Consider the following 12,659-nt stretch of genomic DNA (forward strand, 5'->3'; position numbering starts at 1 on the left):
ACTCAGCTCCTGCTTGATGGTCTGCGGACGAGCAGACGTGCGACCCGCCGCAGTAGACCGGCACATGCTTCCAGGGCGAGCCAGAGGCCCAAACCGCTTTGGCTTGCCGGAAAATGTGCGGAAACGGGGTGGAAAAGGCGAGCGCCGCCGGGTGTCAAGGCTTCGCCGGCGATGGTCGCAGCGGGAATATCAAGTTTTGCGGTGGTCAATACACAGCGACGTCCAGGTGGGTGGGCACCGAACCATGACACCCGTAGGTCAGGGAAGTCGCGTATTGGCGTGCCGAAGACCGTCGCGTAGGCGGGCAGCTTGTATTCGAGAAAACCAAGTTCCGGTCGCGGCATCACGGCGTAGCTGTCCAGAAAGCTGCGCGGCAGGGCGGCGGTGAAGAACTGGCAGGCCTGCTGCGGGCCGTTATAGCCGTAATGCTGGACGAGCCAGGCCTTGAATTGCAGGTAGTCGTCATAGACTTCCGTGTCGGGCCGGGTCCAGTAGAAGCGCGATTCGATCTCGTCCAGTGGACGCAAGCCGGGGAGGTAGATCTCATCGCGGTAGAGCGGTTTGAAAATGTGTTGCACGGGCGCTAGGGCGAGCATATCCCACTGCATGATGATGAGCGTGTCCCAATCCAGCCGTTGTCCATGTTCGAGGTGCCAGAGACTGATCATCCTGTCGCCGTGACGCCATTTCCATTCCCCGTCGCGGTTGACGTGAAATGCCCAGTTGTCATCAAGCCAAGGCGCGAGGCGTCGTTCAAAATCACCGAACTCTGCAGGTTCCCCGCCATACAGGCCGAATATTGGCATGTCAGGATTAAGCCGGCGCAGCAGGTGCACGCGCTCCAGGCAGATGTCCGGTTCCTTGTAGTACCAGAACAGGATCGCGAGCTTGGGGATGTTGTCTTGCATGATCCGGCCTTATAGTCGTGCGCGATTGCGCAGTCGTTTCAGAGTATGGTTTGCCAGCGTATGCCAGGAAACGTCATTGCTGCCGAAGTACAGCTTGCGTGCCAGACTACCCACCGTGTCCGTATTGAACATGGTCAGGCGGCGCAATTGGCAAGCGTCGCCATCACGCAACGCCCAGCCGGTACGGGTGGTGCAGGCGGCACGATAGCCGGCGGCGCGCACCGCGTTTACACTGCGCGCATCCCAGGCGCCATAGGGATAAGCGAAACTGGATATTTCGCTGCCCAGGACGTCTTCCAGGACCTCCTTGGAGTTGCTCAGTTCGCCACGCAGGACGTTGTCGTCCGCTTCCGTCAGGCGGACATGGTTGGCCGTATGCGACCCGATCTCCATGCCGGTAGCCTGTATGGCACGCAGTTCGGCGGCATTCAGCAGGCGGCCGGCAGGTCGGCCATCGTCGGGCCAGGCTGGTTCCCGGGCGATGGAACCGGAGACCATGAACCAGGTGGCACGCATGCCGCGTTTTTGCAGTTCTTCCCAGGCGACGAGGTTGTCCACGTAACCGTCATCGAAGGTGATGACGGCAGTGCGGCCTGCCCATTTTTCCGGTGCAGCGACAAGTTCTGCCATGGTGGGGGTGGCCCAACCCGCCTCTGCGAGGAAATCGAGTTGGCTCCGGAAGCGCTGTATGGAAACGGCCCAGGGCCAATCCGGAGTGCCGTTCCGCGGCGAGACGGAGTGGTACATCAGCATGACCGGGCCGTGCTGGCCGGCGTGGCGGTGGATGAGCCGCGAAAGGGGATCAATCCACATTATTGGCAACAATTGAGGCGGGTTCACGCTGGTACAACTTATGGTTGGCGTCTGAAATCGCGGCCACTTCGTGGAAGCCCTGGGAGACAAAGAAGTCCACCACCTCGGCTACGGCCGCCACACCGATGACGTGGGGATGCAGCTCGATACAGACCTTGCTGATGCCGTCCAGGCGGGCGTAACGGATGAAGTCGCTTTCGCCTCCCTCGATATCGATTATCAGGAAACTCGGCCGGATGCGCTGTACTTCGTCATTGAAGCTCCTCATCGGCACCTGGATGGATCTTGCACGTGAATGCCGTTTAACTATGGAGGAACTCCAGAAATTTTTCATCAGATAGAACGTAATTTCCCCGTCTGCCTCGCCTAGCAGGCAGATTTCTAGATGAGGCGATACATCATTGAGGATGTAGTTTTTCTGGATGATTGGCTCCAGTGCCGGATTGGCTTCAAAAGTATAGATTCTTTCGCTGCCCACATTTTTGGCGCACAGCGCGGAGATAAAACCCAAGCCGGTGCCCAGTTCCAGAACGATGTCGTTCGGTTTCAGGGCATGTTGAACTATTCGCGCCTCAGGTTTCTCATAACTGTCGGACTCGAAGGATTCCAATACGGGGACAGAAAGGAATGGCGTACGGCGCAGTTGTATACCCTCCCTTTCGAAAATGGGTTGACGCCAAGCTCGCAGTCGCAGAGAAAAACGCTGGAGCACATCTTCTGGGCGGTTGCGCCGCATCCATGCAATGAAACGTTCACGACTGCCCCAGTATTCGTGCTTGATTCGTTCAACTATCGCGGCCATGCTTGCCTCGGCAGAATAGTGGCGAGAATGAAAACAGTGGGCATTGATCTGGCCTCCGCCTGCTAGAGGATCGCGCAGCGCATGGTGCGAACCCTCTTTTAACACAACAATTCCCTTGCGCCATGTGCATCTCCTGACATCCAAGTTTCAGGTGCATTTGTCCCTTGTCCAGGAGTGAGCAAATTAATGGGAAACGTCCCGAGGATGTTGATACAAGAGCCTACTTCGCGACGGTAATAGATTATTTTATTTTGCATCATTGTCTTTTCGCCAATTGTTCCATTTCCACTTTACATAATTTGCCAAGCTTGATTGATTTAGAGTGCGCCGATAGTGGCTGACGCGGGTGGCAAGCATAAACAAGGCATTGGTGCCCATGAACTTGCGCGAATATAGGGAGCGACTGCGATTAGTCCATAAAAACTTATAAGGCTCAGAGCCATAACCAAAATCGATTTCGTGCAGATCGTTGTCCAGGCAATATTCTATTAGCAGTGCAAGATGGACAAGACCGGGAGAATGCTTTTGCACTTGGGTCGCATACGTTGGCTTTAACCAAAGCAACGAGCCTCTATGAACAAAGCCGAAATGCCAGTGCCATATTTCATTTCCGACCATGAGCCGGCTGAAGTGCAGTTTGCCGAGTTGCTGTGCGATGTTAGCAAGGTCTTTAAAAAACATTTGCATGTTAAGGTTTTGAAAACAATGAGGCCGTCCATCCGTGCCCCATTGATTTTCATAGGTGACGAACATTTGCTCCAAGGCGCCGGTCACCTCGGTACCCGTGATCATCTCCAGGGACACGGGCCCAAGATTCTCTGCCTGCCGGAGTCTCCTGCGGACATTTCCGCGATGTGACGACCCACAGTTCTGTAAGACATGCTCCAGGGTTTGTCCGGGCTCAAAAGGTAGGTAGGGGGCGATTGAATCTGGTTTTTCGGGGTCTGCAATCGTGCCCGCGTGCGTCTCAAATAATCGATAGGCAGCTAACTGCCCTAACTTTGGGAATACTGCTTTGGCGGATTGGTACAATGCAGACCAATAAGCATCCCAATCTTTTGCATGCATAGCTTCGCCGAGGGGCAACGGGTCTTGATAATCAAAACCAAATAAGCCTCCAGCAGGTTCAATAACGGTTCGCATCAGGCCGGATAGACGCGCTTCTCTCGCATAAAGCAAATACAAGATTTCGTGATTGGCGTTGTCGATCGCGTAAATGAGATATGGTTTGCATCCCTCGGCGACGGCAATGATGCGCTCCCAGCTAGAGGCGAATTGTCTGCCCTGCCAAATATCACCGTATGCCTCGAAAGCCGCATCCCAGCGCGTGGCAAGTGCTGAGTCCGCTGCATCTGCGCCACCTTCAATCCATTCGATATGCCAGCTCATAGCGGTTCAGACACCCTCGTTGATCACCCATTTCGCAAGCATAAGAAAGCAACGTAAATAAATCATTTGGAACAGAACTTATTTCATAGCACCTGAAAATATGGCTTGCCAAGCTGCGCGCTCGGTTCTAAGCGGTCGCAATTCACGACTCGTGAGTCTTGACGGCTCCGTTTTTTCCGATTTTGAGTATAGTCATAACAGCGCCTACCCATTTCTTGGATTCTTGGCGCAGGTCTTCGAAAGGCGAGAAAACACCTGATAGGACGAAGGTCGTTGCGGCCGTTATGCCGTAAATGAGTATTATTGGTATGGGGGCTTTGATCATGCCGTGGCTCCCAGTATCCAGCAGGTATAACACCAAAAATATGATGCACCCTTGGTAGGCGGCTGGCAGAGCGGCACGAGGGATGTCGGCAAGCCTGATGTTGACCGCTTTACTGGCAGTCAGGCTCATGTGGAAGGATACTGCGGCATAAGACACAACCATTGCCCAGGCGACGCCAGTAATGCCGTATCGTATGCCGATAGCCAGTGCAGCAATGACAGTGGCAAAGGATGTTAGTGAGACAAATAGCTCCTGGCGTAATTTATTGAGCGCGGTCAGCACTGCGCCAGCGGGGTGGCTAATGGACATGAAAAATCCAGCGATCACGAGAATGGACATCGGTGCAGCTGTGCCAGCCCACTTCGCTCCGTACAAAACGTGGATGATTTCATCAGCTAGCCAATACAGCAAGACATACGCCGGGAAGGTATAGATACAGATCAATTTGATGCTGCGCAGATAAAGATACTTGACCAAATCGGCATTGTCGGCTGATTTGGCAATGGAACGAAAGAGAGGGTCATAGACTGAGCCGCTGATGGCGATGAACGGAATGTGGCTGAGGCTATCGGCCTTGTTGTAGAGTCCGACTGATGTGGTGCCTAATGATCGTGAAAGGACGAAATTGCTGGATTGGCTTCGCAGGTAGATCACAATGTCGTTGGCTGACACCATGAAGCCGTAGCGGGCAATATCCCGCCCCCGACGTAAATCCAGCGACCAACCAGGTCGCCACTTGGCCAGAGGCGCGAGTAGGAGGACACTGGCGGCAGATCCGACGATGCCGCCGATAATCAGGCTCCAAACTCCATAGCCGGTATAGGCCATGCCGATGCTGACCGCACTCGAGAGCAACAGCGTGGTGATCCTGACGCCGGTTTGAGCCTTGAAGCGCATGTTCCGGAAGAGGATATTGCTGGGCAGATTCACAAAGGGGCGAAAGATGAAAGACAGCGCTGAGACGCGCAACAGGTCGGAATACAAGGGCGTATCGTACCACCTGGCGAACCATGGGGCGGAGAAGAAAAAGCTGGCGTAGATCAGGCATCCGATGATGATCTGCAAGGTGAAGGCGATGTCATAATCCTGTTTCGTTGCCTCCTTGGCGCGTACCAGTGCCTGCCCCATGCCGCCTCCCGAGACGAACCCGGCGAGCCCGGTAAAAACCGAGATGGTCACCAGCATGCCGAAATCTGCGGGTGCGAGCAGACGCGCCAGCACGATGCCGAAAATAAAAGTAAGTGCCTGGCTACCCATATTCCCGATGAACAGCCAGGCGGCACCGTGGCGAATGCTTTGGCCTAGGCTCATGAGTTGGCGTGCTTGCGCAGATAGAAGGCGGCACGCCCGCCCCTTCCTTCAAGGTTGACCTGGCCGGCCAGTTCGCGAAATTGATTCATTTGTTCTTCCGTGAAGATGTTGTCGAGTGGGTTAATCCAAAAAGAATTGGGCGCAGTGAGCGGGATACCCGCGAGATATTGTTCGCTTCCTGCAAATTCGAATTCGGTGGAATCGTGTTGGGTACGCACGACATCGAATCCGGTCTTGATTGCAAGCTGCGCCAGGCTGGCCTGGGTATGCAGATAGAGGTGACGGGGGGCATCCAACTCAACCCAATGCACGCCATAGCGTTCCCACACCAGGCTATCCACGAGAGGAATACGAATAATGCAGGTGCCGCCACGAGCAAGCAGGCGGTGGGCATTTTGCAAGGTTGCGCGCTGGTCGGGGATGTGCTCCAGCGAATGATGGAAAGAGATCACATCAAATTCGCCCGGCACCTGATCAAGCGGGGCTTGCTGGTAGTGAATGCCATTGCGCTTACCCGCATTGGAAAGATAGGGGTCGGCCCCGTTAAGACAAGTAAAGCCGCAACGCGAGAGTGTGCCAAGCCATTCGGAATGCTCGCCGCAGCCCACGTCCAAAAACCGGGTGTTGTACCGGATGCCGGGAATGTGTTTGAGATAGAGCAGGGCTTCGGTTGCGCCATAAGGCAAGCCACCCAAACGCCAAGTCAGGCGCTCCCACATTGCGCCCTTGCCGGTCAGCCGGTAGCGCATTTTTTGGCGGTTGAGCAAGCGCTTGGGCAGACTGGGCCGAACGAGGGGTTCATTGGACAGGGAATAGTAGTTCGTCGGGTAAAAACGCGCGAGGTCGACCGGTATCGAAACGATTTGCAGGCAACCGCAATCTTGGCATTTGAAATAGTCGAACGTATCACCCCAGCCAAACATGCGCTCCTGGGGTTGGTAGTGCGGATGGTCGGCGATGCTGTCACAGATTCGGCAGATGTTCACGGTTTGCTTTCTGATCCAGAACAGATAACCCACTGTTTTCTGCCTCATTCTTGGGGAGGGTCAATGGGGTCAGACATCAATTCTCTCGGATCCAGCAGGTTCAGCGCATTGACGACATTATTTTCATAATACCTGGCGGGGTTTTGCACCGGCTCGCCCACCTGGATAAAGAAACCGAAGTGCATCACCCGTCGATCTTGCGTTCGCTAAACGACTTGTCGAGAAGCGCGCGGTCAGCCAGATTGCCAAGAACGAATTCAGCGCCCGGCACCGCGTCCCGATGGCCGATGGAGAGGTTGTCCAGCGTCGTTACCCCATATTCGCGACCGAGCAGCCTTTTGACCATGTGGGAACCCATGCCGCCCGCGCCACAGACGACCAATATTGTTTCTTCTTTTTGCGCCATCTGTCTCAATCTTGACCAACCCTCACCCATAAACCATAGCAGGAATAAAACCGGTCCGCAGTGTTTCCCCTGGAACCCCGAACGGCATCCGCCGCAACATCGGCAGCGCGCCCGGCTCCCGCCCACAGCTAAGCGATTTAGCCGTCTTCTACTGCTGACGGAAAGGCGGCCTGCGGGCTGACATATTCTGGCGTGGAAATCGTGTCGCATGGAATTGAACGCTTTGACGCCATTCTCCAGATCATGACGCGCAGTTTGGATATAGCGCAATTTGACGTATTGTGTCGCCATGGGAATTGCTTGATACACCGGCCTGCGGGTCGACTTGCTAGCCGGGCAGACTGTCGATGATCAAACCACTGCTTGCTTTGATTTCCACCATACTACTGACTAACACGGCGGTAGGCGGCACGGCATACACTGCAACGCCAGATACCTATGTGGCCCGGCTTCGCGAGCTTGCGCCAGGTGATCGGCTGACTCTGTCCCCGGGCATTTATGAACGCGGGCTTCCCATTCACAATCTGAACGGGACCGCGCAAGCTCCCATCGTGGTCGCCGGTCCTGACGGCGCGCTGCCGGCCATTCTCCTGGCGCACGCGGGGCGCAACACCGTCAGCATTGTGAACTCCAGCCATGTAACCGTGCGGAACCTGACACTCGATGGAGCGGGCCTGCCTGTGGACGGCGTGAAATGCGAAGGTCACGCACAGTGGGCGCATCATATAACCCTGGCGAATCTGGATATCCGTGGCCATGGCAATAACCAGCAGACAGTGGGCATCTCCACCAAATGCCCGGCATGGGGCTGGGTGATTCGGGAAAACCGGATTGTGGGCGCCGGCACGGGCATCTATTTGGGCAACTCTGATGGCAACGCCCCTTTTGTGGGTGGACTGATCGAGCACAACGTGATTCTGGATACGATCGGTTACAACCTGCAGATCAAACACCAGAACCGGCGCCCGGAACCGCCGGGGATGCCGCAGGAACGCAGCGCAACCATCATTCGCGACAATGTGTTCAGCAAGGAACAGGGCGCATCGAATGGCCCCATGGCCAGGCCGAACGTGCTGGTAGGGCACTTTCCGCTGGTCGGCCCCGGTGCCAATGACCTCTATCTTGTCCATGGCAATTTCTTCTACCAGAACCCTGGCGAGTCACTCTTTCAGGGCGAGGGGAATATCGCCTTGTACAACAACCTGTTCGTGAATCACGCGGGCGACGCGGTCCGGATTCAACCTCACAACGACACGCCACGAACAATCAGCGTGTTCTACAATACAATTGTTGCGTCTAAAAATGGCATTGTTCTTCTGAGACGCGAAGGCGACCCTGAGTATGGCCAGTTCGTGGCGGGCAATGCGGTGTTTGGCGGGCCGCCGCTATCGCTTCCCGTGGGTTCATCATCGGCAAACGTGGCCGAACACTACGAAGTGGCGGGAAGCTACCTCAACGCGCCTTTTGATCCCCCGGAAAAGCTGGACCTGTATCCGCGTCCGGGCCGGCTGAAGAAAATACGAATGGAGACCCGCTCGCTGCATGGCTATGAAGGTTGGGATCGTGATTTCAACGGCAACAGTCGGAAAGACCCGTTCGCCGGCGCCTACGCAGGCGAAGGCCGCAACCCTGGCTGGCCGCTCGGCAGAAACCGGAAACCGTGAAAATGTGCCCCCTCCCTTACCCGGATGACCGCCGTGCCTGAAATGCCAAGCGCCCGGAGGCCGCATTCGGTCTGGCCTACTCAGCCCCATCGCAGGCCCGACCCTGACGAGGTGGATGGCACTGGGGCGCGCCACTTCCTGCTGCTACTCGCATTCGCGTATACGGCCTTTGTCATTTACGGCAGCCTGGTTCCACTGCATTTCCACCCACACTCCTGGGATGAAGCCTGGGCGATTTTTCGTGACATTCGCACCCTTAACCTGGGAATTGGATCTCGCGCCGACTGGGTGGCAAACATTCTGCTGTTCGTGCCTTTGGCTTTTGTGTGGCTCGGCACACTGTGGCACGCAAAAAGCGTAGGCTGGCGTACCGTGGCAACACTATTCGTACTACTTGCCTGCACCGGCCTGAGCGTGGCGATCGAATTTACCCAGATTTTCTTCCCGCCCCGCACCGTTTCGCTGAACGATATTTACGCAGAAACCCTCGGTACCTTTATCGGCATCTCTCTTTGGCGGGCAATCGGGGCGCCTGTGACCCGATGGTATTTGGGCTGGCGAGCCGCCGAAGGGCCAATGGATCTCGCCCAACGGCTGCTCTACGGCTACCTGTTTCTGTTGTTCGGCTACAATCTCCTGCCGCTGGATCTGACCATCAGCCCGGTGGAGATCTATCACAAGTGGCATGAAGGACGAATTGTCCTCATCCCTTTCGCTAACGGGCAGGCCGAGCTTGCGCAACGATTCTACGGCTTGCTCACGGATGTGTTGATTTGGATTCCGGCAGGTGTACTGGCAAGCCTTAGCGCCAGATACCAGACCAAACAAATCTGGCTCCGGCTCACTGCCGCCGCGGCTTTGATCGAGTTCCTCCAGATTTTCGTGTACACCCGCGTCACCGATACAACGGATATTCTCACCGGCAGTTTGGGCTCGGCGGTCGGGATTTGGCTGGCGATTCGATGGCGAACCGGGGTACCCGCCGCAGAACAGGCAAAAGCAGCGGGTAACACAGGCCGATTAATCGCCGTGATACTCCTCTGGCTGGCCCTGATTTTTGCCGTATTCTGGTATCCCTTCGATTTTCGGGCTGACGGTACGTTCTTACGCAGCCGGCTTGCCGAGGCAACAACCCGGGTGCCATTTGCCATCTATTACTTCGGCACTGAATATCGGGCAGTAACTGAAGTATTGCACAAGATGGGTTTATTTTTTCCACTGGGCATACTGCTCGCTTTGCTTGCGGGCCAATTCCGTTCCGGGCCGCCCTCTCTCTGGAAAATGGCCGCCTTGGCCGGGGTGGGAGTCGTTGCCGGCTCAGTGGAGGTGGGCCAGTTATTCCTGCCCGGAAAATTCGCCGACCTGACCGACTGGGTATTGGAGATGGCGGGGGGTTGGGCGGGATGTGCACTCGCGTGGCGAATCCTGTCCATGCACCCCATGCGCGCTGCGCCTGTCATATCGGCACCTCGCCATAGTCCATGGTTGTTTGCAGGGGGACTTGTGCTGGCGCTGGCGTTGCTGCTCCTGGCTGCAACGTATATCCCTGCTATACCCTACAACGTACGCAAACTGATCGCACAAGGGCATCCCATTTTGTCTGCGCTAGCCCTCGCGGGTGCTATTGCATGGATATTTGGCTTCCCGGCCTGGGCAGCCAGGCACATGACAACAGGCTCGCGCCGGCCCGCATACCTGCTACCATTCCTGCTGCTTCACGGCATCGTCGCCTGGGTTCTGTTGCGCACGGCAGTGCCTCTCGAAATGATTCATAAAATCGTCGGCTCGCCCATTCTTGACTGGCCTTGGGAATGGGAATCGATCGGGCGTTTTATCGGCCTGTTCGCGCTCTGGTCTGTGATTTCATTCGGGGCAGGATTTATCGCCTTGCGGTCCTGGATGCCCAAAGCGGGCGGCTTTCTCTGGGTGTGGGCAGTCGCGACGATTGCATTGTTGCCGGTTGTATATGTCGTGGTAATTCGGCAAGCGGCAACAGACAATCTTACCGAGCTTCTTGCCGGGGGCGGAACGCCAATGGCGTTTCTGTGGGTCGCCGCCGGTTTGTTCATGCTTGCACTGGCGGGCGCTCAACTGGCCTGTGCGCTCGGCTCCGGCATGCGCGTAGGGGCCATGCAGGGGGCGCTATGGAGCGTAGCCTCGTTTCCTTTGACCTACCTCGCCCTGCACGCGGGTTTTGAATCCTACATCATCAAATACGGCCAGGTGTTTTCCGCTTTTCAGTTTCTCTTGAGCCAGGACAGGGCTCACTATGCAGCGCCCATGGAACTGCTACTGCGCTATGGGTTCGCACACGGGATATTGCTTTTCGTCATTGCTGCCAGCCAGGCACCGTTCCTGGGTCAGAACAGGAAAGCCCTCGCAACAAAAGGCCAACTATCTGATTAACTAGCCCGTCTTGGGCTGGATGGTTGCCACCACCAATTCGGCCGCCTGATCGGGTGGCATCGAAGTGGTGTCGAGATGGATTTCAGGCGTTTGCGGCGCCTCGTAAGGCGAGTCGATCCCGGTAAAGTTTCTCAATTCACCACTTCTGGCCTTGCGATAAAGTCCTTTCGGATCGCGCTCCTCGGCAATCGAAAGCGGGACGTCTACAAATATCTCGAAAAATTCGTCTTCTTCGAGCAGTTCCCGCGCCAGGCGGCGCTCCGAACGAAAGGGGGAAATGAATGCGGCCAGGACGATCAGGCCGGCATCCACCATCAATTTGCCGACTTCCGCCACGCGGCGGATATTTTCCACCCGGTCTACTTCGGTGAAGCCAAGATCCTTGTTCAAACCGTGACGCACGTTGTCGCCATCGAGCAGGTAGGTGTGGCAGCCCATGGCGTGCAGCCTCTTTTCCACCAGATTGGCGATGGTGGATTTCCCCGAGCCGGAAAGTCCGGTGAACCACAGCATGCAGGGCTTTTGTCCCTTGCTCGCCGCACGGGTTGCCTTGTCCACGTCGACATGCTGCATGTGGATGTTCTGTGCACGGTACAGGGCGAAGTGCAGTAGTCCCATCCCGACGGTGTGGTTGCTCACGCGGTCGATAAGGATGAAACCGCCGGTATCCCGATTGACTTTATAGGGATCGAAGGCGATCGGTCGGTCAACGCTGAGGTTGCACACGCCGACGGCGTTGCACCCCAGATTTTTTGCCGCCAGATGTTCCGATGAGCCAACGTTCACCTGGTATTTGATGTCGGTGACGGTGGCGGCAACCGTCTGAGCCCCGATTTTGAGCAGATAGGCCCGACCCGGGAGCATGGGGGCATCGTGCATCCAGATAATCGTGGATTCGAACTGGTCGGCCACATTTGCCGGTGCATCGGCTGCAGAAATGGCCTCTGCGCGCGATATCTCGATCTCCAGCGTTTCCAGACAACCCGTCAGAGTGGCGCCGGAGTGCCACGGCATGGAGTTGCCGGGCGCGCTGATGTTGTCGCCGTGCAACGCCGAGAGGGGAATGGCGGTGATGTGTTCCAGCCCGATCTGGCGAGCGAAGCCGCGGTAGTCGTCAACGACGCGCTGAAACACTATTTCCGAATAGCCCACAAGATCCATCTTGTTGATGGCCAGGACGACCCTGCGGATGCCCAGCAGCGATATCAGGTGGCTATGCTGGCGGCTCCGGGTGTACATGCCTTTGCTTGCGTCGATGAGGATGACCGCCACGTCGGCGGAGAAGAGGCGGCAGGCTGCATCGATCTGTTCGTGATCCGCGGACCATTCTTCCGCCAGCAGGGCGGAATCAGGGTTGTGGGCGCCCCGGGTTTCCTTCTCTTTCGCGCTGGCGTCCAGTATGGCCAGTTGACCCTCGAACAGCATTTTGGATGGGTAGGGCAGCCGCCCGGTCAGGGTCCTCTTGCCGGAGCCGGCGCTGCCACAGATAATGAAGCGCAAATCTCTCTTGCGCTGCTGGCTGCGCGAAAGTGCATTGATGACGGTGGAGTCCGGGGCGTGAGCCATATGGAAAGTGGAATCTCGGGATAATTTGGGCGGATTGCAAGCCTGAAGCGCAACGCTATTATGAAATATAGCCGCTCCCGGAA

Annotated in this window: 10 protein-coding genes; 2 read left to right on the top strand and 8 right to left on the bottom strand. The window is 56.4% G+C overall.

Translation table 11 applies throughout. From position 1 onward, the window contains the following. Positions 1–2: 2 nt before the first annotated feature. The 7 genes from VMV64_RS16405 to VMV64_RS16435 all read right to left on the bottom strand — a co-directional run bounded on the left by VMV64_RS16405 (position 3) and on the right by VMV64_RS16435 (position 6,892). Positions 3–908 (bottom strand): hypothetical protein, encoded by a 906-nt coding sequence (locus tag VMV64_RS16405; RefSeq protein WP_325332288.1) that lies wholly within the window; start codon positions 906–908, stop codon positions 3–5. Between the two features lie 9 nt (positions 909–917). After that, positions 918–1,721: a polysaccharide deacetylase family protein gene (locus VMV64_RS16410; RefSeq protein WP_325332290.1), complete on the bottom strand. Its 804-nt coding sequence runs from the start codon at positions 1,719–1,721 to the stop codon at positions 918–920. Then, complete coding sequence (locus VMV64_RS16415) at positions 1,711–2,628, bottom strand: FkbM family methyltransferase (RefSeq protein WP_325332292.1); 918 nt, start codon at positions 2,626–2,628, stop codon at positions 1,711–1,713. The genes VMV64_RS16410 and VMV64_RS16415 overlap by 11 nt, the downstream gene beginning before the upstream one ends. A gap of 141 nt (positions 2,629–2,769) precedes the next feature. After that, a complete protein-coding gene (locus VMV64_RS16420) occupies positions 2,770–3,912 on the bottom strand; it encodes a GNAT family N-acetyltransferase (RefSeq protein WP_325332294.1) in 1,143 nt (380 codons plus the stop codon). Positions 3,913–4,054: 142 nt separating this feature from the next. After that, positions 4,055–5,548 (bottom strand): lipopolysaccharide biosynthesis protein, encoded by a 1,494-nt coding sequence (locus tag VMV64_RS16425; protein WP_325332296.1) that lies wholly within the window; start codon positions 5,546–5,548, stop codon positions 4,055–4,057. Then, complete coding sequence (locus VMV64_RS16430; RefSeq protein ID WP_325332298.1) at positions 5,545–6,567, bottom strand: class I SAM-dependent methyltransferase; 1,023 nt, start codon at positions 6,565–6,567, stop codon at positions 5,545–5,547. The genes VMV64_RS16425 and VMV64_RS16430 overlap by 4 nt, the downstream gene beginning before the upstream one ends. 151 nt (positions 6,568–6,718) lie before the next feature. After that, positions 6,719–6,892 (bottom strand): NAD-dependent epimerase/dehydratase family protein, encoded by a 174-nt coding sequence (locus VMV64_RS16435; protein WP_325332300.1) that lies wholly within the window; start codon positions 6,890–6,892, stop codon positions 6,719–6,721. A 395-nt stretch (positions 6,893–7,287) separates the two neighbouring features. Here VMV64_RS16435 and VMV64_RS16440 point away from each other — a divergent pair, with 395 nt between their 5' ends. After that, positions 7,288–8,604, top strand: a complete 1,317-nt coding sequence (locus VMV64_RS16440) for a hypothetical protein (RefSeq protein ID WP_325332302.1) — start codon at positions 7,288–7,290, stop codon at positions 8,602–8,604. Between the two features lie 111 nt (positions 8,605–8,715). Further along, a complete protein-coding gene (locus tag VMV64_RS16445) occupies positions 8,716–11,010 on the top strand; it encodes a VanZ family protein (protein WP_325332304.1) in 2,295 nt (764 codons plus the stop codon). Here the strand turns inward: VMV64_RS16445 and cysC are convergent, their stop codons facing one another. Continuing rightward, positions 11,011–12,576: an adenylyl-sulfate kinase gene (gene cysC, locus VMV64_RS16450; RefSeq protein WP_325332306.1), complete on the bottom strand. Its 1,566-nt coding sequence runs from the start codon at positions 12,574–12,576 to the stop codon at positions 11,011–11,013. Between the last annotated feature and the right edge of the window lie 83 nt (positions 12,577–12,659).

The sequence above is a fragment of the Sulfuricella sp. genome, assembly GCF_035531155.1.
In the GTDB taxonomy this organism is placed as follows: Bacteria; Pseudomonadota; Gammaproteobacteria; order Burkholderiales; family Sulfuricellaceae; genus Sulfuricella.

What these genes read in the sequence shown, in the direction of transcription:
- VMV64_RS16405 (WP_325332288.1), bottom strand. Translation starts at nt 908, where the DNA reads ATGCAAGACAACATCCCCAAGCTCGCGATCCTGTTCTGGTACTACAAG.
- VMV64_RS16410 (WP_325332290.1), bottom strand. Translation starts at nt 1,721, where the DNA reads ATGTGGATTGATCCCCTTTCGCGGCTCATCCACCGCCACGCCGGCCAG.
- VMV64_RS16420 (WP_325332294.1), bottom strand. Translation starts at nt 3,912, where the DNA reads ATGAGCTGGCATATCGAATGGATTGAAGGTGGCGCAGATGCAGCGGAC.
- VMV64_RS16425 (WP_325332296.1), bottom strand. Translation starts at nt 5,548, where the DNA reads ATGAGCCTAGGCCAAAGCATTCGCCACGGTGCCGCCTGGCTGTTCATC.
- VMV64_RS16435 (WP_325332300.1), bottom strand. Translation starts at nt 6,892, where the DNA reads ATGGGTTCCCACATGGTCAAAAGGCTGCTCGGTCGCGAATATGGGGTA.
- VMV64_RS16440 (WP_325332302.1), top strand. Translation starts at nt 7,288, where the DNA reads ATGATCAAACCACTGCTTGCTTTGATTTCCACCATACTACTGACTAAC.
- cysC (WP_325332306.1), bottom strand. Translation starts at nt 12,576, where the DNA reads ATGGCTCACGCCCCGGACTCCACCGTCATCAATGCACTTTCGCGCAGC.